General features: G+C 72.3%; 20 protein-coding genes and 1 pseudogene. 8 read left to right on the forward strand and 13 right to left on the reverse strand.

Annotated elements, in window-relative coordinates; genetic code table 11:
- Positions 1-69 precede the first annotated feature (69 nt).
- From VR45_RS03375 to VR45_RS50435, 4 genes and pseudogenes are all read right to left on the reverse strand, one after another.
- Positions 70-1,293 (reverse strand): NYN domain-containing protein, encoded by a 1,224-nt coding sequence (locus VR45_RS03375; RefSeq protein WP_045938163.1) that lies wholly within the window; start codon positions 1,291-1,293, stop codon positions 70-72.
- Positions 1,294-1,534: 241 nt separating this feature from the next.
- Positions 1,535-2,581: an aspartate-semialdehyde dehydrogenase gene (locus tag VR45_RS03380; RefSeq protein WP_045938164.1), complete on the reverse strand. Its 1,047-nt coding sequence runs from the start codon at positions 2,579-2,581 to the stop codon at positions 1,535-1,537.
- Between the two features lie 96 nt (positions 2,582-2,677).
- Complete coding sequence (locus tag VR45_RS03385; protein ID WP_353612658.1) at positions 2,678-3,391, reverse strand: dihydrodipicolinate synthase family protein; 714 nt, start codon at positions 3,389-3,391, stop codon at positions 2,678-2,680.
- A gap of 115 nt (positions 3,392-3,506) precedes the next feature.
- Positions 3,507-3,584, reverse strand: a pseudogene (locus tag VR45_RS50435) (hypothetical protein); the annotation flags it as partial.
- Between the two features lie 72 nt (positions 3,585-3,656).
- On the opposite strand from VR45_RS50435, the gene VR45_RS03390 reads away from it, so the two are divergent.
- Positions 3,657-4,544 carry a LysR family transcriptional regulator gene (locus VR45_RS03390; protein WP_045938165.1) on the forward strand — a complete coding sequence of 296 codons (888 nt, stop codon included), beginning with the start codon at positions 3,657-3,659 and terminating at the stop codon, positions 4,542-4,544.
- A gap of 43 nt (positions 4,545-4,587) precedes the next feature.
- Here the strand turns inward: VR45_RS03390 and dnaE are convergent, their stop codons facing one another.
- Positions 4,588-8,145 (reverse strand): DNA polymerase III subunit alpha, encoded by a 3,558-nt coding sequence (gene dnaE, locus VR45_RS03395; protein WP_045938166.1) that lies wholly within the window; start codon positions 8,143-8,145, stop codon positions 4,588-4,590.
- Between the two features lie 191 nt (positions 8,146-8,336).
- Between dnaE and VR45_RS03400 the strand changes: the two genes are divergently transcribed.
- Positions 8,337-9,665 carry a DUF2252 domain-containing protein gene (locus VR45_RS03400; RefSeq protein ID WP_045938167.1) on the forward strand — a complete coding sequence of 443 codons (1,329 nt, stop codon included), beginning with the start codon at positions 8,337-8,339 and terminating at the stop codon, positions 9,663-9,665.
- Between the two features lie 2 nt (positions 9,666-9,667).
- Here the strand turns inward: VR45_RS03400 and VR45_RS03405 are convergent, their stop codons facing one another.
- Positions 9,668-10,336, reverse strand: a complete 669-nt coding sequence (locus VR45_RS03405) for a hypothetical protein (protein ID WP_045938168.1) — start codon at positions 10,334-10,336, stop codon at positions 9,668-9,670.
- Positions 10,337-10,360: 24 nt separating this feature from the next.
- Here VR45_RS03405 and VR45_RS46640 point away from each other — a divergent pair, with 24 nt between their 5' ends.
- From VR45_RS46640 to aspS, 4 genes are all read left to right on the forward strand, one after another.
- Positions 10,361-10,639: a Scr1 family TA system antitoxin-like transcriptional regulator gene (locus VR45_RS46640; RefSeq protein ID WP_286163056.1), complete on the forward strand. Its 279-nt coding sequence runs from the start codon at positions 10,361-10,363 to the stop codon at positions 10,637-10,639.
- Positions 10,636-10,863 carry a DUF397 domain-containing protein gene (locus tag VR45_RS03410; RefSeq protein WP_045938169.1) on the forward strand — a complete coding sequence of 76 codons (228 nt, stop codon included), beginning with the start codon at positions 10,636-10,638 and terminating at the stop codon, positions 10,861-10,863. Before VR45_RS46640 ends, VR45_RS03410 begins: the two co-directional genes overlap by 4 nt.
- A gap of 174 nt (positions 10,864-11,037) precedes the next feature.
- Positions 11,038-11,505, forward strand: a complete 468-nt coding sequence (locus tag VR45_RS03415) for an NUDIX domain-containing protein (RefSeq protein ID WP_045938170.1) — start codon at positions 11,038-11,040, stop codon at positions 11,503-11,505.
- 204 nt (positions 11,506-11,709) lie between these two features.
- Entirely contained in the window at positions 11,710-13,017 is a 1,308-nt protein-coding gene (aspS, locus tag VR45_RS03420; protein WP_045938171.1) for an aspartate--tRNA(Asn) ligase, read from the forward strand.
- A gap of 75 nt (positions 13,018-13,092) precedes the next feature.
- Here the strand turns inward: aspS and VR45_RS03425 are convergent, their stop codons facing one another.
- A complete protein-coding gene (locus VR45_RS03425; protein ID WP_045938185.1) occupies positions 13,093-13,719 on the reverse strand; it encodes a dienelactone hydrolase family protein in 627 nt (208 codons plus the stop codon).
- 151 nt (positions 13,720-13,870) lie between these two features.
- Between VR45_RS03425 and VR45_RS03430 the strand changes: the two genes are divergently transcribed.
- Positions 13,871-15,505, forward strand: coding sequence for an alkaline phosphatase D family protein (locus tag VR45_RS03430; protein WP_045938172.1), 1,635 nt, complete (start codon positions 13,871-13,873; stop codon positions 15,503-15,505).
- Positions 15,506-15,568: 63 nt separating this feature from the next.
- Here VR45_RS03430 and VR45_RS03435 read toward each other — a convergent pair whose 3' ends face one another.
- From VR45_RS03435 to VR45_RS03460, 6 genes are all read right to left on the reverse strand, one after another.
- The gene (locus VR45_RS03435; protein WP_045938173.1) at positions 15,569-16,435 is read right to left on the reverse strand and encodes an ABC transporter permease; all 867 of its coding nucleotides are present in this window, start codon (positions 16,433-16,435) and stop codon (positions 15,569-15,571) included.
- Positions 16,432-19,257: an alpha/beta fold hydrolase gene (locus VR45_RS03440; protein WP_045938174.1), complete on the reverse strand. Its 2,826-nt coding sequence runs from the start codon at positions 19,255-19,257 to the stop codon at positions 16,432-16,434. Before VR45_RS03440 ends, VR45_RS03435 begins: the two co-directional genes overlap by 4 nt.
- 117 nt (positions 19,258-19,374) lie before the next feature.
- A complete protein-coding gene (locus tag VR45_RS03445) occupies positions 19,375-19,836 on the reverse strand; it encodes a GNAT family N-acetyltransferase (RefSeq protein WP_045938175.1) in 462 nt (153 codons plus the stop codon).
- Positions 19,837-19,861: 25 nt separating this feature from the next.
- Positions 19,862-20,800, reverse strand: coding sequence for an RluA family pseudouridine synthase (locus VR45_RS03450; protein ID WP_045938186.1), 939 nt, complete (start codon positions 20,798-20,800; stop codon positions 19,862-19,864).
- A gap of 102 nt (positions 20,801-20,902) precedes the next feature.
- Positions 20,903-21,499: a signal peptidase II gene (lspA, locus tag VR45_RS03455; RefSeq protein WP_045938187.1), complete on the reverse strand. Its 597-nt coding sequence runs from the start codon at positions 21,497-21,499 to the stop codon at positions 20,903-20,905.
- A gap of 303 nt (positions 21,500-21,802) precedes the next feature.
- On the reverse strand, positions 21,803-22,318 hold the full coding sequence (locus tag VR45_RS03460) for a TraR/DksA family transcriptional regulator (protein WP_234325820.1): 516 nt from the start codon (positions 22,316-22,318) through the stop codon (positions 21,803-21,805).
- A gap of 580 nt (positions 22,319-22,898) precedes the next feature.
- Between VR45_RS03460 and ileS the strand changes: the two genes are divergently transcribed.
- A complete protein-coding gene (gene ileS / locus VR45_RS03465) occupies positions 22,899-26,030 on the forward strand; it encodes an isoleucine--tRNA ligase (protein WP_045938176.1) in 3,132 nt (1,043 codons plus the stop codon).
- The last annotated feature ends 87 nt before the right edge of the window (positions 26,031-26,117 follow it).

The following is a 26,117-nucleotide window of genomic DNA, read 5'->3' on the forward strand; positions in this document are numbered from 1 at the left end:
TCTACGCGGTGCAACCGGCGAACCGGACAACGGGGCCCGGTCCGCCCCGGCCCCGGTCGCCCGCCGGGGTCAGTCGTCGACCACGACCAGGTTCCCGCCGGGGACGCGGGCGGCGAGCTCCTTCCAGAATCCGGCCCGGATCGCGTACCGGTCGTGCTCGTCGATCTGGTCGTCCTTGTGCGCGAGCAGCCCGAACCGGGCGGCGTAGCGCAGCAGCTCGCCGTCGACCCGGTGCGGGATCCGGGGGTAGTCGGGCCACAGGACGGTGAGCCGTTCGACGTCGCCGGCCCGGGTGGTCCAGCGGCGGGCGAAGACCTGGCCCACCTCGTGGGCGTCGCCGCCGATGGAGGTGATGTCCTCCTCGCGGTCGGCCCAGCGCTGCTCGGCCGTGGTGAGCTGGGCGAGGGTGGGCAGGCCGTCCCCGGCGGTGACGGCGGGCTCCTGGGCGGGCCGCTCGATCCAGCCCCGGTCGGAGGACCAGCGCAGCACCGGGCCGGTCTGGTGGCGGTCGGCGGCGGTGGCCTGCCGGTCGGCGCTGCGCCCGGCGAGGTCCTTGGGGGTGGGGACGACCTTGAGCCCGACGGCGGTGGCGGCCGGCTGGGGGCGTCCGTCGACGGCCGGGCCGGCGGCGACCGCGGTGGCGACGGCCGCGGCGGGCACCCCGGCGGCGGGACGGCCGGGCGCCGGCTCGGCGGGCAGCGGGCCGGGCAGTCCGGTCGGGGGCGCGGCGGGCGGGGCGGCGAGGATCTTGGCGATGTCGTGCCGGGCGCCGGGGGCGGGGAAGACGCTGGCGGTGTCGCGCAGGCTGAAAGACCCTTCGATCCACTCGCGGTCCAGCACCCGGCGTTCGTCGGCCTCGCCGACCAGGTCCTCGGACTGGTTGAAGTCGCCGTCGGCGGCCTGGAGCGCCCAGAGGTGGACGACCACGCCGTGCTCCTTGGCGGACATCATGCCGGGCAGCAGGTCCCCGTCGCCGGTGATCAGCATCGCGGCGTCGACGCCCTTCTGCACCCAGCGCCCCTCGGCCCGGGTGAGCGCGCCGAGCCGGACGGTGACCCGGGGCAGCACCCGCAGCCGCCGGTGCTCGGGCATCGGGCGGCGCTCGGGCGCGGCGTCGAACCAGTAGATCCGCAGCAGCGGGAGGCCGGTCTCGGCCTCGGCGCGTTCGCGCAGGGCGGCGATCAGCGCGATGTGGTCGACGGTGACCTTGGAGCGGGACGGGTCACCGGCGAGCAGGCTGGCGGCGGCGCCCAGCAGGTATCCGGCATCCACGAGGACGACACAGCGGTCCATCGCGCACCTCTTTCCGCTCGCCCTCGGGGGGGGGGCTCCGCCGGGCCGACGGTGCCGGGGTGGGCGCGCTCCGCCCGGCGGCCGGGCGGGGTGGGGTGAGGGGGTGCCCGCTGCCGCCCGATCGTTGGGTCACCTTTTCCCACTGACCCGCCCGCCGAACCTCGGGCTCCGCCGCTGTCCCGCGACAGGCCGAAGGGCCCCGTCCGGTCGTGGACGGGGCCCTTCGACGCGATGCGGCAGGTCAGCCCCGGAGCTCGGCGGCGACCAGCTCGGCCAGCTGGACGGCGTTGAGCGCGGCGCCCTTGCGCAGGTTGTCGTTGGAGATGAACAGCGACAGGCCGTTCTCGACCGTCTCGTCGACCCGGATCCGGCCGACGTAGCTCGGGTCCTGGCCGGCGGCCTGGAGCGGGGTGGGGATCTCGCTCAGCTCGACGCCGGGGGCGCCGGTGAGCAGCTCGACCGCGCGCTCGGGGCTGATCGGACGCTCGAAGCGGGCGTTGATCTGCAGCGAGTGGCCGGAGAAGACCGGGACGCGCACGCAGGTGCCGGCCACCTTGAGCTCGGGGATGCCGAGGATCTTGCGGCTCTCGTGGCGGAGCTTCTGCTCCTCGTCGGTCTCGTTGGAGCCGTCCTCGACGATCGAGCCGGCCAGCGGGACGACGTTGAAGGCGATCGGGCGCTTGTAGACCTTGGGCTCGGGGAACTCGACCGAGGAGCCGTCGTGGGCGAGCGCGGCGGCGCCGTCGACGACCTTGGCGGCCTGGTCCTGGAGCTCGGCCACGCCGGCCACGCCGCTGCCGGAGACGGCCTGGTAGGTGGAGACGACCAGGGCGGCGAGGCCGGCCTCGTCGTGCAGCGGGCGCAGCACGGGCATGGCCGCCATGGTGGTGCAGTTCGGGTTGGCGACGATGCCCTTGGGGCGGTCGGCGATGGCCTGCGGGTTGACCTCGGAGACGACCAGCGGGACCTCGGGGTCGCGGCGCCAGGCGGAGGAGTTGTCGATGACGACGGCGCCCGCGGCGGCGGCCTTGGGGGCGAGCTCCTTGGAGGTGGAGCCGCCGGCGGAGAAGATCACGATGTCCAGGCCGGTGTAGTCGGCCGTGGCCGCGTCCTCGACGGTGATCTCGGTGCCCTGCCAGGGCAGGGTGCGGCCGGCCGAGCGGGCCGAGGCGAACAGCCGCAGCTGCTCCACCGGGCCGACGCCACCCGGGAGGCCCGCGCGCTGCGCCAGGATCTCGCGGACCACGCCGCCGACCTGACCGGTGGCCCCGACAATGCCGATCTTCATCCGTCTACTCCTCTTGATGTCGCCGTTCACGGCCGCACTCCGCCCATCATGCCTTGTCACGGGCATCGGACGGCCGGGTATTCCATCCTGTGGTCCTCAGTGGTCCAGACCACTGAGGAGTTCCAGCGCCCGCTCGACCTCCGCCGGACCGGCCGGCAGCAGCGGCAGCCGCACGTCCGGCGTCGGGATCCGCCCCTGCGCGTGCAGCACCCCCTTGACCACCGCCGGGTTCGGCGCCGCGAAGGCCGCCACCGCCAGCCCGGCCAGCCGGTGACCCAGCGCCCGGGCCCGCGCCGCGTCCCCGGCCCGCCACGCCTCGGCCAGCTCGACCCAGTGCGCGGTGGCCAGGTGGGCGGAGGCCAGGATGCCACCGGCCGCGCCCAGCGCGAGCAGCGGCGCGAGCACCGCGTCGTCCCCGCCCAGCACCGAGAACCCGGCCGGAGCGGCGGCCAGCAGCTCCACCGCCGCCTGGTCCACCCCGCCCGTCGCGTACTTCACGCCCACCACCCCGGGCAGCGCGGCCAGTTCCAGCAGCGCGGCGCCCGACAGCTGCTGCCCGGTCCGGTAGGGGATGTGGTAGAAGACCAGCGGCACCGAACTGGCCTCGGCCAGCGCCCGGAAGTGCGCCACCGTCCCGGCCTCGCCCGGCCGGACGAAGGAGGGCACGGTGACCAGCGCGCCCGCCACCCCCGGCACCCGCCCGGCCAGCCCGGCCAGCTCCTCGGCGGCCAGGGCGGTGCCCGGCCCGCCCGCGCCGACCAGCAGCGGCACGCCCCTGGCGGCGCAGACCGCCGCGCTGACCCCGACCACCGCCTGCCGCTCGTCCGCGCTCAGCGCGGCCGGCTCGCCGGTGGTGCCGAGCGCGACCAGATCCGAGCGCGACCAGACCGGCCGCGCCCTCGTCCAGCAGCGAGCCGGCCAGCTTCTCCAGCGCGTCCAGCGCCACCGAGCCGTCGGCCGCGAACGGGGTGACCAGGGGGACGAGAATGCCCTTGAGTTCCATGCCCACGATCCTGCGGCCGGGCGATCCCCCAGGTCCAGTTCATGTTTCCGACGCTTCTCGTAAGCTGGGCCGATGCTCGATGTCCGACGCCTGCGCCTGCTGCGCGAACTCGCCCACCTCGGCACCATCGCCGCCGTCGCCGAGGCGCTCAGCTTCAGCGCCTCGGCGGTGTCCCAGCAGCTGTCCGTACTGGAGAAGGAGGCCGGCGTCCCGCTGCTCGAACGCACCGGCCGCCGGGTCGTCCTCACCCCCGCCGGCCGCAACCTGGTCCGGCACGCCGAGGCCGTGCTCGAACGGCTGGAGCAGGCGGGCGCCGAACTCGCCCACGCCCGTGAGGGCCTGGCCGGCCCGCTGCGGATCGGCACCTACCCGTCGGCGGCCCGCGCGATCGTCCCGGCCGTGCTCGCCGAACTGGCCGGCTGGCACCCGGGGCTGGAGCCGATGGTCACCGAGGTCGACCCGGCCGAGGTCGCGGCGGCACTGCGGGCCGGCGAGCTGGACGTCGCGCTGGTGCACGAGTACGACCTGGTCCCGGCCGACCCGGAACCCGGCCTGGCGATGACCCGGCCCGTCTTCACCGAACCGATGTACCTCGCCGCCCGCGCCCCCGGCACCGTCGCCGACCAGCGCGCCGAACCGTGGATCCTCTCCCCGCCCGGCACCCTGTGCCACAGCATGGCCGTCCGGGCCTGCGAGAGCGCCGGCTTCGCGCCCCGGATCCGCCACCGGATCGACGACTTCGCCACCGTGCTCGCCCTGGTGGCGGCCGGTCAGGGCGTGGCCCTGGTCCCCCACCTCGGCATCGACCGGCCCCCGCCCGGGGTCGTCCTCACCCGACTGCCGATGTACCGCCGCACCCGCGCCGCCTTCCGGGCCGGCGCCGGGGCCCACCCGGCGATCTCCGCCTTCGTCTCCGCCCTGCACACCGCCGTCCCGGCCCCGCTGCGCAACTCCGCCTGAGCCGGGGCCGCCCGGCGCCCGGGCGGCGCCCCCGGCAGCAGCGTCAGCTCCCCGTACCGCCCGCCCCGTTGGCGGCCAGACAGCTCGGCCCGAGCAGCTGCTTGAGATCGCCGAACAGCGCCGGGTCCGACTTCACCCGGTGCCGGTCCAGCCGCAGCACCGTCGTCCGGTGCGGCTCCTCCAGCCGGACCCGGACCTCCGTCGTCCCCCGGTGGCTGCTCAGCACCTCGCCGAGCCGCGCCACCAGCGGCGGCGTCACCTTGCCGTCCGGGATGATGATGACGATCGGCGGCTCGGCGTGCGCGTTCGACAGGTCGGGGGCGGTCAGCTCCATCCCCATCAGCCGCGGCACGTCCTCCCGCTTGTCCACCTTGCCCCGGACGAACACCACCGCGTCCTCGACCAGTTGCGAGGACACCAGCTGGTAGCTGGCCGGGAAGAACATGCAGTCGATCGAGCCCGCGAGGTCCTCGACCGTCGCGATCGCCCAGGCGTTGCCCTGCTTGGTCATCTTCCGCTGGAGGCCCGAGATGATGCCGCCGATGGTGACGATCGAGCCGTCCGGCCGCTCGGCGAGCTCCGCCACCGCGCAGTCCGCCTTCTCCGCGAGAACGTGCTCGATGCCGTGCAGCGGGTGCGAGGAGACGTACAGGCCCAGCATCTCCCGCTCCTGGGCGAGCAGGAAGGACTTCTCCCACTCCTCCTCGGAGAAGACGACGTCCAGCCCGAAGGTCGGCTCGTCGCTGGTCGCGTCGCCGCCGAAGAGGTCGAACTGCCCCTCCGCCTCCTTGCGCTTGATGCCCACCACGTTGTCGATCATCGGCTCGAACTCCGCGCTCAGGCCCTTGCGGGTGTGCCCGAGCGAGTCGAAGGAGCCGGCCTTGATCAGCGATTCGACGGTCCGCTTGTTGCAGACCACCGACTCCACCTTGTCCAGGAAGTCCGGGAAGGAGGCGAACTTCCCCTTGGCCCTCCTGGTCCGGATCATCGACTCCACGACCGGCCCGCCGACGTTGCGGATGGCGGTCAGACCGAACCGCACCGTGGTGTCCCCGTGCGGGGTGAAGTCCGCGTCCGACTCGTTGACGTCCGGCGGCAGGACGTTGATGCCCATCTTGCGGCACTCGTTGAGGTAGACCGCCGACTTGTCCTTGTCGTCCTTGACCGAGGTCAGCAGGCCCGACATGTACTCGGCCGGGTAGTTGGCCTTGAGGTACGCCGTCCAGTACGAGACCAGCCCGTACCCCGCCGTGTGCGCCTTGTTGAACGCGTAGCCGGAGAAGGGGACCAGGACGTCCCACACCGCCTGGATCGCCGCGTCCGAGTAGCCGCGCTCCCGGCAGCCCTTCTGGAACGGGACGAACTCCGCGTCCAGGATCTCCTTCTTCTTCTTGCCCATCGCCCGGCGCAACAGGTCGGCCTGGCCGAGCGAGTAGCCGGCCAGGATCTGCGCCGCCTTCTGCACCTGCTCCTGGTAGACGATCAGGCCGTAGGTGGGCCGGAGCACCTCCTCCAGGGGCTCCTCCAGCTCCGGGTGGATCGGGGTGATCTCCTGCTGGCCGTTCTTGCGCAGCGCGTAGTTCGTGTGGGAGTTGACGCCCATCGGGCCCGGCCGGTACAGCGCCAGCACGGCGGAGATGTCCTCGAAGTTGTCGGGCTTCATCAGCCGCAGCAGCGAGCGCATCGGGCCGCCGTCGAGCTGGAAGACGCCGAGCGTGTCGCCCCGGGCCAGCAGTTCGTAGGTCGGCTTGTCGTCCAGGGGCAGCTCAAGAAGATTGATCTTGATGCCCTTGTTCTTCTCGATCGCCTTGACGGCGTCGTCCATGATCGTCAGGTTGCGCAGGCCGAGGAAGTCCATCTTGAGAAGGCCGAGGCCCTCACAGGTGGGGTAGTCGAACTGCGTGATGGTGACGCCGTCGGTGTGCCGGGTCCAGACCGGGATGTGGTCGGTCAGCGGCTCGGCGGACATGATGACGCCCGCCGCGTGCACACCGGGCTGGCGGATCAGGCCCTCGATGCCGCGCGCGGTGTCGATCACCTTCCGCACATCGGGGTCGTTCTCGTACAGCCCGCGGATCTCGCCCGCCTCGCTGTAGCGCGGGTGGCTGCTGTCCGTGATGCCGGACAGCGGGATGCCCTTGCCCATGACGTCCGGCGGCATCGCCTTGGTGATCCGGTCACCCATCGCGTAGGGGTAGCCGAGGACCCGCGAGGAGTCCTTGATGGCGGCCTTCGCCTTGATGGTGCCGTAGGTGACGATCATGGCGACCTTGTCGGATCCCCACTTCTCGGTCACGTACCGGATCACGTCACCGCGCCGGCGCTCGTCGAAGTCGATGTCGACATCGGGCATGGAGATGCGCTCGGGGTTGAGGAAGCGCTCGAAGATCAGACCGTGCGGGATCGGGTCGAGGTCGGTGATGCCCATGGCGTACGCGACCAGCGAGCCGGCCGCCGAACCGCGGCCGGGGCCCACCGCGATGCCCTGCCCCTTCGCCCACATGATGAAGTCCGCGACCACCAGGAAGTACGCCGGGAACCCCATCTGGACGATGGTGTCCATCTCGTACTCGGCGAGCTTCTTGTGCTCCTCGTCGTACCCGTTCGGGAAGCGCCACTCCATGCCCTGCCAGACCTGCGACCTGAAGAACTCCGCCTCCGACTCGAAGCCCTCCGGGATCGGGAAGCGCGGCATCAGGTTGCGGAACTCGAACATGCCCGCGGTGTCGACCCGCGAGGCGACCAGCAGCTGGCTGTTGCGGCAGCCCTCCTGCCAGGCGTCCGACTGGTCCAGCGCGTACATCTCGGCGGCCGACTTGATGTAGTAGCCGGTGCCGTCGAACCGGAAGCGGTCCGGGTCGGAGAGGTTCTTGCCGGTCTGCACGCAGAGCAGCAGGTCGTGCGCGCCGGCGTCGGCCTCGGTGGTGTAGTGCGAGTCATTGGTGACCACCGGCGGGATGCCGAGCTTGCGCCCGATCTCGATCAGCCCGTCCCGGACCCGCTTCTCGATGTCGAGCCCGTGGTCCATCAGCTCCAGGAAGTAGTTCTCCCTGCCGAAGATCTCCTGGTACTCGCCGGCCGACCGCAGCGCCTCGTCGAACTGCCCGAGGCGCAGCCGGGTCTGCACCTCGCCGGACGGACAGCCGGTGGTCGCCATCAGACCGCCGGACAGCTCGGAGATCAGCTCCTTGTCCATCCGCGGCCACTTGACCAGCCAGCCCTCGGAGTACGAGCGCGAGGTCAGCTTGAAGAGGTTGTGCAGGCCCTCCTTGTTCCGGGCCCAGATCGTCTTGTGGGTGTAGGCGCCGGACGCCGAGACGTCGTCCCTCTTCTGGTGCGGCTGGCCCCACAGGATCCGCTTGGTGTTCGAACGGGACTCCGGGGCGACGTACGCCTCGATGCCGATCACCGGGGTGATGCCCGCGCCGGTGGCCTGCTTGTGGAACTCCGCGGCGCCGTACATGTTGCCGTGGTCGGTCATCGCGACATGGGTCTGCCCCAGCCGCTCGACCTCCTTGAACATCTGCTTCAGCCGGGCTGCGCCGTCCAGCATCGAGTACTCGGTGTGGACGTGCAGATGCGCGAACGGCTGATCGCTCAAGGCGGGGCCTCCGTAGGCTCGTGCTGGCAGGTGGGGGGCCGGCGAACGCGCAGGTCACGGAGGACGCCCGGAAACAATTGCGGCCCGAGCCACTCACGGGGCCCGGACCAGCACTCACACGTTCACGCTCCTACTCTAGCCTCCTGGGGCTGCCCTGTTCCCGGCCACCCGCCGAGCCCGAAGGATCCCGAATGTCGCACCAGCCGACCCCCGCCACCGACCGTGCCGAGACCATCCTCGGCGTCTTCGACACGGCCTTCGGCGACCTCCTCGCCCAGGACCCGGCGGCGTTCCGGGTGAAGTTCCGCAAGATGGCCGCCTCCGCGTTCGCCTTCTACCGGGGCACCGCCGCCCTCTACTACGCGGACCTCACCACCGCCCCGTTCGATTCCTACGGCGCGCCCTTCCTCGACGACCGCACCGGCCGGGTCTGGATCCACGGCGACCTCCACGCGGAGAACTTCGGCACCTACCTCAACGCCGAGGGCCGGCTCGTGTTCAACGTCAACGACTTCGACGAGGCCTACGTCGGCGCCTTCACCTGGGACGTCCAGCGGCTCGCCGCCTCGCTCGCGCTGATCGGCTACGCCAAGGCCCTCTCGGACACGACCATCACCGAACTGGTCACCGCCTTCGCCGAGGCGTACCGGGCCCGGATCGCCGCCCACGTCACCTCCGGCGACGCCGACCCGTACACCCTGGACACCGCCACCGGCCCGATCCTCGCCACCCTCCGGCAGGCCCGGCTGCAGACCCGGGTCTCCCTGCTCGACGGCGACACCGTGGTCGAGGACTACGACCGCCGCTTCCGCCTCGGCGGCGGCGCGTTCGAACTGGACGAGCCCACCAAGGCCGAGGTCCTCGCCGCCTTCGAGCGGTACCTGGCCACCCTCCCGCCCTCCTCCCGGGTCAGCCCCACCGCCCTGCGGGTCAAGGACGTGGTCGGCCGCCGCGGCATCGGCATCGGTTCGGCGGGGCTCCCTTCCTACAACGTCCTCCTCGAAGGCCACACCGACGCCCTTGAGAACGATGTGATCATCTACATGAAGCAGGGCCAGACCCCGGCCGTGTCGCGTCACGTCACGGACCCGGCGATCGCCGACTACTTCGAGCACGAGGGCCACCGCACGGTCATCTCCCAGCGCGCCCTCCAGTCCCACAGCGACCCGTGGCTCGGGTACACCACACTGCGCGGCCGCGGCCAGCTGGTCGCCGAGGTGTCCCCGTACGCGACCGACCTCGACTGGCGGGACCTCAACGAACTCCCCGACCTGCTCGCCGTCACCCGGTATCTGGGCCGCGCCACCGCCACCATGCACGCGGCCGCCGATGAATCGTCCAGCGGCCACACCCTGGTCCCGTTCTCCACCGAGCACGCCATCCACGAGGCCATCACCCGCGACGAGGCGGGCTTCACAGCGATGCTCGTCGACTTCGCCCACGCGTACGGGGCCCGCGCCCGCGCCGACCACCAGCTCTTCGTCGACCTCTACCGCAACGGCCGCATCCCGGGCCTCTAGCCCTACCCGGTCAGGGCCGCCAGCCGCTCCCCGGCGGCGGCCCTGACCGCAGGCTCCTCCAACCCGTCCTCCGCCAAGTACCTCAACCTCTCCCTCACCTCCGCCCCGTCAGGAGCCCGCTCCACCCCCAGCAGCCGCGCGTCCTCCTCGCAGTCCCAAAGACACTCCTCATAGATCCCGCCCAACCCCGCGGGCTCAATGGCCGCCAACGCCTCCAGATACCCCACCCGCTCGTGCGAGTGCGGCGTCCACAACCAGAACCGCCGCAGCAGCGACACCGCGCCCCTGGCTTCCGCCCCGAACCCCGCCAACGCCCGCGCCGTACGCACCGGCCCGCACCAGCGCTTCTCCACCCACTCCCGCTCCAGCCGCTCCACCAGCGCCCCGACGTCGCCTTCTTCCACCTCGACGTCCTCCTCCTCATGCCGCCGCCCCTCCACGGCCTCAGGAAGATCGCCCCCCACCCCCGTATCCCGCGCCAACCGCGCCAGATACACCGCCCGCTGGTCGGCGTCGTCCCACCGCCAGTCCCAGCGCGCACACACCTCGACCACCTCGGCCGTCCCCCGCGGATCCTCCGCCACCATCCGCGCCCCGAGCCCCCGCCCCCGCTGCACCATCCCGACCAACGACCCCGCCGGCGCATACCGCCCGTCATTCATCCTCGTCACACCCCCATCCTCCCCCGCCCCGGAATCCCCACCTCCACCAGCGCGCAGACCACCGAAGTACGGCGAATCCGGCGCTGGAATCCAGCGCCATCAGGCCTCGACGGCCCGTTCGTTCTGATGGGCTTTCCCGACCCCAACCCGGAAGTCGTGTGGATGGAGAATGGCCCCAACTCGGTGTACTTCGAGGGTGCGGATGAGGTCGATCACTACACCGAGGTCTTCGACCACCTGCGAGCGCGCACTCTCGGCCCGCTCGAGACCCATGCCCGTCTGACCAGCTTGCTCAAGGAGAAGCGCACGTGATCAACAAGCCCGACCCCGCCGAGATCGACTTCTCCGACGTCATCTGGGAGAAGTCCCCGTTCAGCGGCGGCAGCGACAACTGCGTGGAGTTCGGCACCGTCGGCCAGTTCATCGCCATCCGCGACTCCAAGACCCCGACGCAGACCCCACTCGTCTACACCCGCGCCGAAATCGGCGCCCTCCTCGACGGCGCGAAGTCCGGCGCCTTCGACCACCTGCGCTGAACCCACCCTCGCGGCCGCCTTCGTCGCGCACGACGAAGGCGGCCGAACCCTTCCCGCGTATCGCCCGCCTCATAAGCCGACCGGCCCACCCGGTCGAACACCGAAGATCGGGCCAGACCCAGTTGGGGCACACGATCACGTAGTGCCCGGACCACCAGAAGGAGACCGCCGGGCATGGGCAGGACCGAGTACTACAACGACCCCGACGCCCCCGAGGCGAACACCCTTATCCCCGCCAGCAACCTGCTCGTCGTGGACGGCGAGGGCGCCGTCCTGCTGCAGCGTCGCCGTGACACCGGCCAGTGGGCGCTTCCCGGCGGCGCGCAGGACATCGGCGAGACGGCCGCCCAGTGCGCGGTACGCGAGTGCTTGGAGGAGACCGGCATCGTCGCCGAGATCACCGGCTTCCTCGGGGTCTACACCAACCCCCGCCACATCGTCGCCTACACCGACGGCGAGATCCGCCAGCAGTACGAGAACACCTACATCGGCCGCCCCGTCGGCGGTTCGCCGACCATCAACGACGAAGCCGACGGTATCCGCTTCGTCCAACCCGCCGAACTCGACGGCTACGACATCCACCCCAGCATGCGCCAGCAGATCGGCGACTACCTCACCGGCACGTACCCCCACCTCGGCTGAGCCACCAGAGGGACCGAACCGCCGCCCTGGGCTGGCCAGTTCCCCCGGCACTTTGCCAAGTCCGGCCGCGCTCGATCACGGACGCCTTAATCCGGAGGCACCCGCGCGACCCCTCCGGCTATCGTGACGCCAGTCCCCGGGTGGCCGTCTACCGCCCGAACCAGTGGCGCGACCAACGCGCCCGCAATCAGGGAGTTGCCAACCATGACGCGCACCCTCGTCGCAGACCTTCCCAGCCACCTCGACGGGACGGTCACCGTCTACGGCTGGATCAACACCCTCCGCCTCCAGCGGCGCATGCAGTTCGTGCTGGTCCGCGACCACACCGGCCTCGTCCAGGTCACCCACGCCCGGGGCGGTGAGGGCGACGGGATCGAGGCGGCCTTCGAGGGTGTCACCACCGAGTCCGCCGTGAAGATCACCGGCAAGGTCGTCGGCAACCCCCACGTCAAGCTCGGCGGTCTGGAGATCGTCCCCGAACGCGTGGAGGTCGTGTCGCCCGCCGAGCCGAAGCTGCCCATCGACGAGAACACCGGCCTGGACCAGCGCCTCGACTGGCGTTTCCTCGACGTCCGCAGGCCCTCACAGCAGCTCGTGTTCGCCGTCCAGACGACCGTCGAGCAGGCCATGCGCGAGGTCACCGCCGAGGAGGGCTTCACCGAGCTGCACACCCCGAAGCTCATGGGCACCGCCTCCGAGTCCGGGGCGGAGGTCTTCAAGGTCGACTACTTCGACCGCACCGCCTACCTCGCCCAGTCCCCGCAGTTCTACAAGCAGATGGCCATCGCGGGCGGCATCGACAAGGTCTTCGAGATCGGCCCCGTCTTCCGTGCCGAGCCGTCCTTCACCTCCCGCCACGCCACCGAGTTCACCGGCGTCGACGCCGAACTCGCCTGGATCGACGGCGTCGAGGACGTCATGGCCTTCGAGGAACGCCTCCTCCGGCGCGTTCTTCAGCGGGTCTCGGAGCGACACGGCGACGCCGTCGCCGAGCACTTCGGCGCCCGGATCGTCGTCCCCGAGGCACCGTTCCCCCGCATCACGATGGCCGACGCCCTCACCCGGCTCCGGGCCGCCGGCTGGGACCCCGAGGGTGTCAAGGAGGACCTCGACCCCGAGGGCGAGCGCAGGCTCTCCAGCCTCGTCGCCGAGGAGACCGGGCACGAGTTCGTCTTCGTCACCCGCTTCCCCGCCTCGGTCCGCCCCTTCTACCACCTGCGGCCCGAGGACGACCCCACCGTCACCGAGTCCTTCGACCTGCTGTGGAAGGGCGTCGAGATCACCACCGGCGCCCAGCGCGAGCACCGCCACGAGCGCCTGGTCGCCCAGGCCCGCGAGAAGGGCATGGACACCGGGCCGCTCGCCGGCTACCTCGACTGCTTCCGCTTCGGCACCCCGCCGCACGGCGGATTCGGACTGGGTCTCGGCAGGCTGCTGATGCTCCTGCTCGACGTCCCCAGCCTCCGCGAGGTCACGTTCCTGTTCCGCGGCCCGCACCGTCTGGAGCCGTGAGGTCCGGGCAGACCGAAGCCGAGTCCCGCGCAGGAAGTCGGCCACGCCGACTTCCTGCGCAACAAAAGCCACGCCCTACGCGGCGTCCAGCTCCGCCAGGAAGTCCAGCGCGACCGCCCACGCCTGCTCCGCCGCCTCGGCGTCGTAGTCCGGCAGCTCCGGGTCGGTGAAGAGGTGCCCGGCGCCGCGGTAGCGGTGCACCTCCACGTCCGCGCCGGCCTTGCGCATCCCCAGGTACCAGGCGTTCAGCCAGTCCTCCGACTCGAACGGGTCCGGCTCGGCCACGTGCAGCTGGACCGGGATCGCGGTGGCCGCGTCCTCGCGGATGTCCGAGGTGCCGTGCAGGAGCAGCAGACCGAGGGCCTTCTCGTCGGCGAGCGCGAGGTTCTGGGCGAGCGAGCCGCCGAGCGAGAGGCCGGCGTAGACGAGCGGTGTCCCGGTGCCCAGCAGCGGAGCCGCGGCCCCGACGGCCCGGCGCAGCAGTTCGTCACTGCCGATCTCCTCCTTGTGGGCCATGGCCTCCTCGACGTCGTCGAAGGTCCGCCCGTCGAGGAAGTCGGGGGTGTGCACGGTGTGCCCGGCGGCGCGCAGCCGGTCGGCGGCGGTGTGGACGGCGGGGCGCAGGCCGTACACGGAGTGGAGGAGCAGGACGTGTGCCACGGGCGGGACTTCCTTGCGACGGGGGCCGGAACAGCCTCCCATCATCGCGCATGTCCGCCGGGTGGCCGCGCCCACCCGGCGGGGTGGCGGGACGTCACGTCACGGTGAAGCGACAACGAACAGTCAGTTCAGCATATGGAACACTGCATTACCCGCCGGTAGCCTGTCCGCCGTGACTGACCTTGTCAATGACATGACCGCCGCCCGCCCCCACCGACGCCAGGTGCTCAAGGCCACCGCCGTCGTCGCGGGCGCCGCCGCCCTGCCGCTCGCCCTCGGCGCCACCGCCCAGGCCGCCACCGCCCCGCAGTTCCTCCACGGCGTCGCCTCGGGCGACCCGCTGCCCGACGGCATCCTGCTCTGGACCCGGGTCACCCCCGCCCCCGAGGCGGTGCCCGGCTCCGGCCTCGGCGCCGGCACCGAGGTCCGCTGGGAGATAGCCGCCGACAAGGGCTTCACCCGGATCGCCGCCAGCGGCACCGTGACCAGCGACGCCGCCACCGACCACACCGTCAAGGTGGACGTCCGCGGCCTCACCCCGGACACCGCCTACTGGTACCGCTTCACCGCGGGCACCGTGGCCTCCCCCGTCGGCCGCACCCACACCACCCCGGCCACCGACGCCGCCCTCGACCGGCTCCGCTTCGGCGTCGCCTCCTGCGCCAACTGGGAGGCCGGCTACTTCTCGGCCTACCGCCACCTCGCCGCCCGCGGCGACCTCGACGCCTTCCTCTTCCTCGGCGACTACATCTACGAGTACAAGAGCGGCGAGTTCTGCGCCCGCGGCTCCGTGGTCCGCCCGCACGCCCCCACCCACGAGATCCTCAGCCTCTCCGACTACCGCACCCGGCACGGCCGCTACAAGACGGACGAGGACCTCCAGGCGCTGCACGCGCAGATCCCGACCATCGCGATCTGGGACGACCACGAGTTCGCCAACGACGCCTGGTCCGGCGGCGCCGAGAACCACACCCCGGGCACCGAGGGCGACTGGACGGCCCGGATGGCTGCCGCCAAGCAGGCCTACTTCGAGTGGATGCCGGTCCGCCCGTCCATCGCCGGCACCACCTACCGCCGCCTGCGCTACGGCAAGCTCGCCGACCTGCACCTGATGGACCAGCGCTCGTTCCGCTCCCAGCAGGTCAAGGTCGGCAACGGCGACGTCGACTCGGCCGACCGCACCCTCACCGGCCGCGCCCAGATGGACTGGCTGAAGTCCGGCCTCGCCGCCTCCGACACCGCCTGGCGCCTGATCGGCAACGAGGTGATGATCTCCCCGGTCGCCCTCTTCTCGCTGCCGGACTACCTGCTGCGCCCGCTGGCCAAGCTGCTCGGCCTGCCCGGCGAGGGCCTGGCCGTCAACACCGACCAGTGGGACGGCTACACCCACGACCGCCGCGAGCTGCTCGGCCACCTGAAGTCGAACGGCATCACCAACACCGTCTTCCTGACCGGCGACATCCACTCGGCCTGGGCCTCGGACGTCCCCGAGGAGGCCGCCACCTACCCGCTGTCGGGCAGCGTCGCCACCGAGTTCGTGGTCACCTCGGTCACCTCGGACAACATCGACGACTTCCTCAAGGTCGCGCCGCAGACCCTCTCGCTGGTCGCCGCCGCCGCGATCAAGGCCGCCAACCGCCACGTCCAGTGGGTCGACCTCGACTCCCACGGCTACGGCGTCCTGGAGGTCACCCCGGCCCAGACCCAGATGGACTACTACGTCCTCTCCGACCGGACCCGCAAGGACGCCACCACCAAGTGGTCGCGCTCCTACCGCACCAAGTCCGGCACCCAGCAGATCGAGCGGGTCTACTCCCCCGTCAAGTAGTCCCACCAGCGACGGACCCCGCCCGCCGTCCCCCGGCGGGCGGGGCCACTCTCCCGGCGTCCGCTACGACACCACGTCCTTGCGCGCGAAGCCCCGGAACGCGAGCGCCAGCAGCACCACCGCGTAGGACAGCGACAGCGAGACCCCCTGCACCATCCCGCCCCACTCCATCCGCGGCTGCAGCGCGTCCGCCCACGCCCACTGCCAGTGCGCCGGCAGCCAGGCCCGCAGGTCGCCCAGCGCGGTGATGGCGTCCAGCACCCCGGCGCCGATCGAGGCGAACACCGCCCCGCCGACCGCCCCCAGCGGCGCGTCGGTGGCCGTGGAGAGCCAGAACGCCAGCGCCGCGATCACGACCTCGCTCAGGAACACGAACGCCACCGCGACCGCCAGCCGGGGCAGCGCCTCGCCCGCGGTCAGGCTGGCCCCGGCCGGCAGCCGCAGGTCGCCCCAGCCGTACGCCGCCGTGCCGACCGCCAGCCCGACCAGCGGCAGCAGCACCACGGCCGCCGCCGAGAACAGCAGCCCGACCAGGAACTTGCGCATCAGCAGCCGCGCCCTCGGCACCGGCGCGGCCAGCAGGTACCGCAGCGAGGACCAGCTGGCCTCCGAGGCCACCGTGTCACCGCAGAACAGCGCCACCGGGATCACCAGCATGAAGCCGGTGCCCATGAAGAGCATGGTGGTCGCGAAGTTCGGCCCGGACGAGGTCGCGAGCTCGATGAACGTGGTCCGGTCGGCCCGCCCTGGCGTCCCGGCCACCGCGAACGCCGCCAGCACGACCAGCGGCATCGCGGCCAGCACCCCGCCGATCACCATCGTGCGGCGCCGCCGCAGCTGGCGGACCACCTCGACCCGGAACGGCAGCGTCCGTCCGGGCCGGTAGCCGGCCGCGTGATCGGCCGACACCTCAGCTACCGCGGCACTCACGCCGTACCTCCGATCAGCGACAGGAACGCGTCCTCCAGCCGGCGCTGCGGCCCGGCCGACTCCACCGGCACCCCGAGCCGCACCAGCTCGGCCAGCAGCCGGCTCGCCGCCATGCCGTCCAGTCCGACCAGCAGCCCGCCCTCCACGGCCTCCGCCGTGCCGACCCCGTCCAGCGCGGCGACCTTGTCGGCCGCCGCCGCCAGCTCCGCCGCGCCGTACGACGCCCCGGTGCCGATCAGCAGCTGCGAGCCCGCGCCGACGATCTCCGCGACCGCGCCCGTGGTGACCAGCCGGCCCCGGTCCATCACCACCAGGTCGGTACAGCTCTGCTCGACCTCGGCCAGCAGGTGGCTGGAGACGATGACGGTCCGCCCGGCCGCCGCGTACCGGATCATCACCTCGCGCATCTCGCGGATCTGCGGCGGATCGAGCCCGTTGGTCGGCTCGTCGAGGATCAGCAGGTCCGGCAGCCCGAGCATGGCCTGGGCGATCGCCAGCCGCTGCCGCATGCCCTGCGAGTAGGTGCGCACCGCCCGGTCCAGCGCCTCGCCGAGCCCGGCGATCGCCAGCGCCTCGTCCAGGTGGGCATCCGCCTCCGGACGGCCGGTGGCCTGCCAGTAGAGCCGCAGATTGGCCCGCCCGGTGAGGTGCGGCAGGAAGCCCGCGCCCTCGACGAAGGCGCCGACCCGGGAGAGCACGGGTGCCCCGGGCCGGATCAGATGGCCGAAGATCCTGATCTCGCCGGCGTCCGGCCGGATCAGCCCCATCAGCATCCGCAGGGTGGTGGTCTTGCCGGCACCGTTGGGGCCGAGCAGGCCGAGCACCTGGCCCCGTTCCACCCGGAAGCCCAGGTCGCGGACGGCGTACCGGTCGGCGGCGCCCTTGTAGCGCTTGCTCAGACCGGTGATCACCAGCGGCACCCCGGCGAGCGCCGGGTCGTACGCGGGTCCGTGCGCGCGCCGCCCGGCCCTGGCCGCCCGCAGCCGCGGCACCAGCACCAGACCGGCGGCCAGCGCCAGCGCGACCAGCGGCAGCACCCAGGTCCGGGACGGCAGCGGCGCGGCCTCGGTGGCCAGCCCGTCGACGGTGGGCAGGGTGACCGGCCCGGTGACGGCCGCCCGGTAGGTGGCGGGCTCGACGGGCGAGGCGTACGCGAGGTCGGTGGAGGCGAGCACCAGCCGCAGCCGGTGCCCGGCGTCGAAGGTGTGGTCGACGGTGGGCAGCGCCACGGTGACGCTCCGGCCGTCGGGAGCGTCCGCCCCGGTCACCCGCAGCGGGGCGGACAGCTGCTGCGGCAGGCTCTGCTTGCCGTCGGGGGCGACGTCGTACAGCTTGGCGAAGAGCACCGCGTCCGGCCGGTCGGCCCGGACCCGGACCGGCACCGTCGGCTGCCCGGTCAGGTGGACCGAGGAGTCCAGCGGCGCCGATTCGAAGGTGGCGAACTGGCCGGGGAAGTCCAGCGCGAGACCGGCGCCCAGCGCGGACGCCTGGCCGAGCAGGCCGCCGAGGCCGGGCACGGCGGAGATGTTGGACGGCGCGCCGCCGGGCGGATTGGCGAAGACCTGCTCGGGTGCACCGTCCGGGGCCTTCAGCTCGAACTGCCGCGAGCCGGTGCCGCCGAGGCCGGGGTAGCTGTCGGCGGTGGCCCCGCGCAGCACCGCCTGGAAGCCGGTCGAGTCGACCCCGCCGGTTCGGGTGACCCGGAACGCCGCGCCGGTGCCGGCCCCGCCGTCGCCCGCGGCACCCTTCAGATAGCGGTCGAACCAGGCCGTGACCCGGTCGTCCACCCGGTCGCTGGTGTCGGTCGCGCCGTCGTGCCCGCCCGCGAACCAGTCGACCGCCACCGGGGCGCCGTTGGCGGCCACCGCCCGGGCGATCGCGTCGCCCTGGTCGAGCGGGAACAGCGAGTCCTGCTGGCCCTGGACCACCAGCGTGGGCACCTTGAGCCGGTCCGCGACCGAGGAGGGGCTGGACCGGTCGAGCAGGGCCACGGCCTCCGGGTCGGCCCGCCCGGCGGTCGCCACCCGGTCGTACATCCGGCACAGCTCGTCCAGGAACCGCCCGCATCCGACCTGCCCGTCACCCTGCTCCGGGGCGAGGGCCGGACGCGCCGCGCCGCCGGACGGGCCGAGTTCGCCCACCGAACCGGTGGTGAAGAAGATCCCGGACCACAGCTTCTTGAACACGCCGTCGACCGCGCCCGAGCCGCGCACCCCCTGCGGGAACAGCGCGTCGGCCAGGTTCCACCAGGTGATCGCACTGGCCACGGCGTCGATCCGCCGGTCGTACGCGGAGCCGAGCAGCGCCACCGCGCCGCCGTAGGAGGCGCCGGTGATGCCCACCCGGGGGTCGCCGGGCCCGTCCAGCTGGACCTCGGGGCGCTGCGCCAGCCAGTCGACCAGGTGCTTGACGTCCTCGACCTCGCGGTCCGGCGCGTTCAGCCCGATCTTCCCGCCGGAGCGCCCGAAGCCGCGCGCCGACCAGGTCAGCACCGCGTACCCCTGCCGGGCGAGCTTCTGGGCACGCTCCCGCTCGCCCTCCTTGGAGCCGCCGAAGCCGTGCCCGAGCAGGACGGCGGGGCGCGGGCTGCTGCCGGTGGTGAAGAAGGAGGTGTCGAGCTGGACGATCTGCGTGCTGCCGGGGGTCTCGGCCATCGCGAGGAACCGGTCCTCCTGACGGACGGGCTGTTCGCCCCCGGCGGCGACGGCCGCGGCCGCCCCCACCGCGACGACGGCCGTCAGGGCCACCGCCCCGGCCACCAGTCTCCGTCCGGCGACCGTCCCACGGCCTCGCCACCGGCGCCACGCCCCACCGAGCTCCATGGGCGTGATCGTAGTCGCCCCCGGAGTAGGCGTCCGATAAGAACACCGGACCCCGGAAGCGCACGGGCCCCCGGGAGCTCTCCCGGGGGCCCGCGCCCTGTCTGTCGCCTCCGGGCGCTACAGCACCCGGGTCATCGTCCGGTGCGGAATCCCGGCGTCCTCGTACACCGGACCCTCCGCCGCGTACCCGAGTCGCTCGTAGAACCCGAGGGCCTGCACCTGGGCGTGCAGCTCCATCTCGCGCGCCCCGCGCGCCCGCCCCGCGGCCTCGACGGCCCGCACCAGCTCGGCGCCGAGCCCGGTCCCCCGGGCCGTCTTCAGCACCGCGAGCCGGCCGAGCAGCACCCGGCCGCCGACCCCGCCGGTGATCCCGAGCGCCTGCTCCCCGAAGATCAGCCGCGCCGTGCCGACGGCCTCACCGTCCGGTCCGACCGCCAGCAGGTGCTCCGAGGTGGGGTCGAGGTCGTCCCACTCCTCCTCCTCGGCGATCCCCTGCTCGACGATGAAGACCTCCCGCCGGACCTCGTGCACCAGCGCGAGGTCCGCCTCCCCCCGCGCGACCCTGATCGTCACCGTCATCCCGGTTCTCCCTCGGCTCTCCGGCTCAGCTCTCCGACGCGATGATGTCCAGCGCCTTCCGCAGGTCCGCGGGGTACTCGCTGGAGAACTGCACCCACTCGCCGTCCGACGGGTGCTCGAAGCCGAGCGAGACGGCGTGCAGCCACTGCCGGGTCAGCCCGAGCCGCTTGGCGAGGGTCGGGTCGGCCCCGTAGGTGATGTCGCCGACGCAGGGGTGGCGCAGGGCGGACATGTGCACCCGGATCTGGTGGGTGCGGCCGGTCTCCAGCTTGATGTCCATCAGCGAGGCGGCCCGGTAGGCCTCGATCAGGTCGTAGTGGGTGACGGACGGCTTGCCCTCGCGGGTGACCGCCCACTTCCAGTCCGCGCTGGGGTGGCGCCCGATCGGCGCGTCCACGGTGCCGCTGAGCGGGTCCGGGTGGCCCTGGACGAGCGTGTGGTACTTCTTCTCGGTCACCCGGTCGTGGAACTGCCGCTTGAGGTCGGTGTAGGCGCGCTCCGACTTGGCGACCACCATCAGCCCGGAGGTGCCGACGTCGAGCCGGTGCACGACACCCTGGCGCTCGGCGGCGCCGGAGGTCGAGATCCGGTAGCCGGCCGCGGCCAGCCCGCCGATCACGGTGGGGCCGGTCCAGCCCGGGCTCGGGTGGGCGGCGACGCCGACCGGCTTGTCGACGAGCACGATGTCCTCGTCGTCGTGGACGATGCGCATGCCGTCGACCGGTTCGGCGACGATCTGCACCGGCGCGGCGGGGGCGGGGATCTCGACCTCCAGCCAGGAGCCGGCGGTGACCCGGTCCGACTTGCCGGCGACGGCGCCGTCGAGCGTCACCTTGCCCTCGGCGGCCAGCTCGGCGGCCTTGGTCCGGGAGAAGCCGAACATCCGGGCGAGGGCGGCGTCGAGGCGTTCGCCCTCCAGGCCGTCGGGAACGGGGAGGCTTCGGGTCTGCGCTGCGGTACTCACCCGTACGAGTATGCCGGACTCGCGGACCCCCGCCCGCGCCATGCCCGGCGGGAGCGGAGGCGGGCTCCGCCCCGCTCGCCCAGGAGCGGAGGCTGCTCCGCCCTACTCGCCCTTGTCCGCCTGCTCGCCCTTGTCCGCCTGCTGGTGCACGGTGCCGTCCGGGTTGCTGCCCCGGAAGGAGAGCAGGACGACCAGGATCCCGCCGCAGACGATGGCGGAGTCCGCGAGGTTGAAGACCGCGAAGTGCTGGACGGAGATGAAGTCGACCACGTGCCCGCGGAAGACGCCGGGCGAGCGGAACAGCCGGTCGGTCAGGTTGCCGAGCGCGCCGCCCAGCAGCAGGCCGAGCGCGATCGCCCAGGGGAGGCTGTACAGCCGCCGGGCGATCCGCCAGATCACCACGATGACGGCCGAGGCGATCATGGTGAAGACGACGGTCAGCGCCTGCCCCATGCCGAAGGCGGCGCCGGAGTTGCGGATCACCTGGAAGGTCATCACATCGCCGATCACCTTGATCGCCGAGTGGTTCTCCAGCCGGGCCACGACCAGGAGCTTGCTGCCGAAGTCGACCAGGAAGGCGAGCAGCGCGACGACCAGGAGCACGCCGATCCGCCTGCGCCCCTTCGGCTCCTTCGCCCCGGCCGGCTCGACCAAGGGCGCTGCCGGGGTCGACGCCGGAGTCGGCGCGGGGGTGGACACCGGAGCCGGCGCGGTGGCCGCGGCCGCCTCGGGGGCCTCCGGCCGGGCCGGGGCCCCGCCACCGGGCCCGGCCACGTCCCCGGCCGGGGCCACGACGTCGGCGGGCGTGGGGACGGAGTCGTCCCGCGTCTGGGGGGAACCTTGCGTACTGATGATCCGCTCCGCTGCCGTGACGTGGGGGGCCGATGGGCCGGTGGAAAACCCGATCTCCGAGGGATCATCCGACGGATCGGGCGACGTTACGGGGTCGAGCCTACGGCAAGCCCGACCCCTCCCGTCGTCCCGGTCGGCCGCCCGGAGCGGTCAGCGGCGTTCCTGCTTGGCCTTGCACTGGACGCAGAGCGTCGCCCGCGGGAAGGCCTGCATCCGTGCCTTGCCGATGGCCTGGCCGCAGGACTCGCAGGTGCCGAATCCGACGCCCTCCAGCCGGGCCAGCGCGTGCTCGGTCTGGGCGAGGCTGTCGCGGGCGTTGTTGGCCAGCGCCACCTCGCTCTCGCGCGAGATGTTCTTCGTACCGGCGTCCACCTGGTCGTCGCCGGCCCCGTCGTTGGAGTCCCGCATCAGACCGGTGATGGCCGCCTCGGCCGCGTCGATCTCCTGCTGGAGCCGCTCCAGATCGTTGATCAGCTCGGCGTGCAGCTCGCGCACCTCCTCGGAGGTCCACGGGTCCTCGCCGGGACGGACCGGCAGCTCGGCCGGGTCGACCGACTCGGCACCGCCGGTACGGGCGGCGGCCCCGGCCCCGGCCGGGGTACGGGTGCGGCCGGGGGCCACGAGAGTGGTGTCGGTGGTGTTCTTGCGCCGTGCGGTAGTGGTCACGGTCCCCTCCCCTGGATCGCCTGCCACGGCCTTGCGTGCCCGCTTGGTGGCGGTACCCGCGACGGTTGTCTTCTCAGCCATGGCTTCGACCCCATCTACGAACGAATCGAGCCGCCGGTTCCCGGCGGCCTCCAGTGCCGGAACGATAATCCCGATCAAAAATGGTCACAACATGACATACCGACGCCTCACCATGATCCCACCCAGCCAGCCGCCACACGCGACACGCCCACCGCGCCGAACAGAGTTGTGCCCCCCGCCCCGGCGCGCCGAAACCGACTTGCGACGGCCGATACACTGGGCCTGCAAGGCGCAGATGGGGACGAGTACCGCAGTACGCAGCCACCAGCGACCCGGGGACGGTGCGAGCCCGGGGGTGTGCACCGCGCGAAGATCACCCCGGAGCCGCCGGAAGAACGGTCCGCGATCCCCTTCGTCGGCCCGCTAGACCCGGCAGCAAGCCCAAACAAGAGGGCCGCGGACAGCATCGCGGCCAAGGAGGGTGGTACCGCGGGGCGGCATGCCGTCTCGTCCCTCCGTCGGATCCCGTCCATGCATCCGCCGGAGGTAGACGCCCGTCATGGCCAGCTCCTACAACCCCGTCCCCGCGCAGGTCGACCTGCCCGCCCTCGAACACCGGATCCTGTCGTTCTGGCAGGACAACAAGGTCTTCCAGCGCAGCCTGGAGCAGTCCGAGGGCCGCCCCGAGTGGGTCTTCTACGAGGGCCCGCCGACCGCCAACGGCATGCCCGGCGCCCACCACATCGAGGCCCGCGTCTTCAAGGACGTCTTCCCCCGGTACCGGACGATGAAGGGCTACCACGTCGCCCGCAAGGCCGGCTGGGACTGTCACGGCCTCCCGGTGGAGCTCGCCGTCGAGAAGGAGCTCGGCTTCTCCGGCAAGCAGGACATCGAGGCGTACGGCATCGCCGAGTTCAACGCCAAGTGCCGCGATTCGGTGACCCGCCACACCGACGCCTTCGTCGAGCTCACCAACCGGATGGGGTACTGGGTCGACCTCGACCAGGCCTACCGCACCATGGACCCGTCCTACGTGCAGTCCGTCTGGTGGTCGCTCAAGCAGATCTTCGACAAGGGCCTGCTGGTCCAGGACCACCGGGTCGCCCCCTGGTGCCCGCGCTGCGGCACCGGCCTCTCCGACCACGAGCTGGCCCAGGGCTACGAGACCGTCGTCGACCCCTCGGTCTTCGTCCGCTTCCCGCTGACCAGCGGCCCGCTGGCCGGCCGGGCCGCGCTGCTGGTCTGGACCACCACCCCGTGGACCCTGGTCTCCAACACCGCCGCCGCCGTGCACCCCGAGGTCACCTACGTGGTGGCCACCGACGGCACCGAGCAGCTGGTGGTCGCCGAGCCGCTGCTGGCCAAGGCCCTCGGCGAGGGCTGGGAGGCCACCGGCGAGTCCTTCACCGGCGCCGAGATGGAGCGCTGGGCCTACCGCCGCCCGTTCGACCTGGTCGAGATCGAGAACGCGCACTACGTCCTCAACGCCGAGTACGTCACCACCGAGGACGGCACCGGCATCGTCCACCAGTCGCCCGCCTTCGGCGCCGACGACCTCGCGACCTGCCGCAAGTACGGCCTGCCGGTGGTCAACCCGGTGCTGGCCGACGGCACCTTCGGCCCCGAGGTCCCGCTGGTCGGCGGCCAGTTCTTCAAGAAGGCCGACGAAGCCCTGGTCGCGGACCTCAAGGACCGCGGCCTGCTCTTCCGCCACCTCCCGTACGAGCACAGCTACCCGCACTGCTGGCGCTGCCACACCGCGCTGCTGTACTACGCGCAGCCGTCCTGGTACATCCGCACCACCGCGGTCAAGGACGCGATGATCCGGGAGAACGAGGCCACCAACTGGTTCCCGGACAACGTCAAGCACGGCCGCTTCGGCGACTGGCTGAACAACAACATCGACTGGGCGCTCAGCCGCAACCGCTACTGGGGCACCCCGCTGCCGATCTGGCGCTGCGAGGAGAACCACCTCACCTGCGTCGGCTCGCTGGCCGAGCTGTCCGAGCTCACCGGCACCGACCAGGGCGGTCTCGACCCGCACCGCCCCTTCATCGACGAGGTCACCTTCGACTGCCGCGAGTGCGGCGGCACCTCGACCCGGGTGCCCGAGGTCATCGACGCCTGGTACGACTCGGGCTCGATGCCCTTCGCCCAGTACGGCTACCCGTACCAGAACAAGGAGCTGTTCGAGAAGCGCTACCCGGCGCAGTTCATCTCCGAGGCGATCGACCAGACCCGCGGCTGGTTCTACACCCTGATGGCCGTCGGCACCCTGGTCTTCGACAAGAGCTCGTACGAGAACGTCGTCTGCCTGGGCCACATCCTGGCCGAGGACGGCCGCAAGATGTCCAAGCACCTGGGCAACATCCTGCAGCCGATCCCGCTGATGGACCAGCACGGCGCCGACGCCGTCCGCTGGTTCATGGCCGCCGGCGGCTCGCCCTGGTCGGCCCGCCGGGTCGGCCACGGCACCATCCAGGAGGTGGTCCGCAAGACCCTCCTCACCTTCTGGAACACCGTCGCCTTCCAGGCCCTGTACGCCCGCACCTCCGGCTGGGCGCCGTCCGCGGGCGACCCGGCCCCGGCCGACCGCCCGCAGCTGGACCGCTGGGTGCTCTCCGAGCTGAACACCCTGGTCCGCGAGGTCGACGCGGCCTTCGAGGCCTACGACACCCAGCGCGCCGGCAAGCTGCTCTCCACCTTCGTCGACGACCTCTCCAACTGGTACGTCCGCCGCGGCCGCCGCCGCTTCTGGCAGGGCGACGCCGCCGCGCTCGCCACCCTGCACGAGGCGCTGGAGACCGTCACCCGGCTGATGGCCCCGCTCACCCCGTTCATCACCGAGCAGGTCTGGCAGGACCTGGTCGTCCCGGTCGTCCCGGACGCCCCGGCCTCGGTCCACCTGGCCTCCTGGCCGGAGGCGGACGAGTCGCTGATCGACACCGACCTCTCCCGCCACATGGCGCTGGTCCGCCGGCTGGTCGAGCTGGGCCGGGCCACCCGCGCCGAGTCGGGTGTGAAGACCCGCCAGCCGCTGTCCCGCGCGCTGGTCGCCGCCCAGGGCTGGGACGAGCTGCCCGAGGACCTGCGCGCGCAGATCGCCGAGGAGCTCAACGTCTCCGCCCTGGAGTCGCTCGCGAACGTCGGCGGCTCGCTGGTCGACACCACCGCCAAGGCCAACTTCCGCGCGCTGGGCAAGCGTTTCGGCAAGGGCGTGCAGGACGTCGCCAAGGCGGTCGCCGCCGCGGACGCCGCCCGGCTCGCCGCCGAGCTGCGCGCCGGGGGCACCACCTCGGTCGAGCTGAACGGCGAGACGGTGGCCCTGTCCCCGGACGAGGTGATCATCACCGAGACCCCGCGCGAGGGCTGGGCCGTCGCCAACGAGTCCGGCGCCACCGTCGCGCTGGACCTCGCGATCACCCCCGAGCTCAAGCGCCTCGGCGTCGCCCGGGACGCGATCCGCCAGATCCAGGAGGCCCGCAAGAACTCCGGCCTGGACGTCGCCGACCGGATCGTCCTGCGTTGGCGGGCGACCAACGACGAGACCGCCGAGGCCATCGCCGAGCACGGTGCGCTGGTCGCCGAGGAGGTGCTCGCCACCGACTTCGCCGCCGGCGCCGCCGACTGGGAGTCCGACACCTTCGCCGACGAGTCCCTCGGCCTCGCCTTCCAGCTGCGCAAGGCCTGACCGACTCCGGAGCCGCCGTCGCCCACCGGGCGGCGGCGGCTCCGCCGTTCCCCCTCCGCCGCACCCGAGCACCCGAGCACCCGCGGG

The organism is Streptomyces sp. NRRL S-495, assembly GCF_000966955.1.
GTDB lineage: Bacteria > Actinomycetota > Actinomycetes > Streptomycetales > Streptomycetaceae > Kitasatospora > Kitasatospora purpeofusca.

Bases quoted from the DNA above. Each gene is read 5' to 3' on its own strand.
- VR45_RS03375 (WP_045938163.1), bottom strand. From the start codon at position 1,293: ATGGACCGCTGTGTCGTCCTCGTGGATGCCGGATACCTGCTGGGCGCC.
- VR45_RS03380 (WP_045938164.1), bottom strand. From the start codon at position 2,581: ATGAAGATCGGCATTGTCGGGGCCACCGGTCAGGTCGGCGGCGTGGTC.
- VR45_RS03390 (WP_045938165.1), top strand. From the start codon at position 3,657: ATGCTCGATGTCCGACGCCTGCGCCTGCTGCGCGAACTCGCCCACCTC.
- VR45_RS03400 (WP_045938167.1), top strand. From the start codon at position 8,337: ATGTCGCACCAGCCGACCCCCGCCACCGACCGTGCCGAGACCATCCTC.
- VR45_RS03415 (WP_045938170.1), top strand. From the start codon at position 11,038: ATGGGCAGGACCGAGTACTACAACGACCCCGACGCCCCCGAGGCGAAC.
- aspS (WP_045938171.1), top strand. From the start codon at position 11,710: ATGACGCGCACCCTCGTCGCAGACCTTCCCAGCCACCTCGACGGGACG.
- VR45_RS03425 (WP_045938185.1), bottom strand. From the start codon at position 13,719: ATGGGAGGCTGTTCCGGCCCCCGTCGCAAGGAAGTCCCGCCCGTGGCA.
- VR45_RS03430 (WP_045938172.1), top strand. From the start codon at position 13,871: ATGACCGCCGCCCGCCCCCACCGACGCCAGGTGCTCAAGGCCACCGCC.
- VR45_RS03440 (WP_045938174.1), bottom strand. From the start codon at position 19,257: ATGGAGCTCGGTGGGGCGTGGCGCCGGTGGCGAGGCCGTGGGACGGTC.
- VR45_RS03445 (WP_045938175.1), bottom strand. From the start codon at position 19,836: ATGACGGTGACGATCAGGGTCGCGCGGGGGGAGGCGGACCTCGCGCTG.
- ileS (WP_045938176.1), top strand. From the start codon at position 22,899: ATGGCCAGCTCCTACAACCCCGTCCCCGCGCAGGTCGACCTGCCCGCC.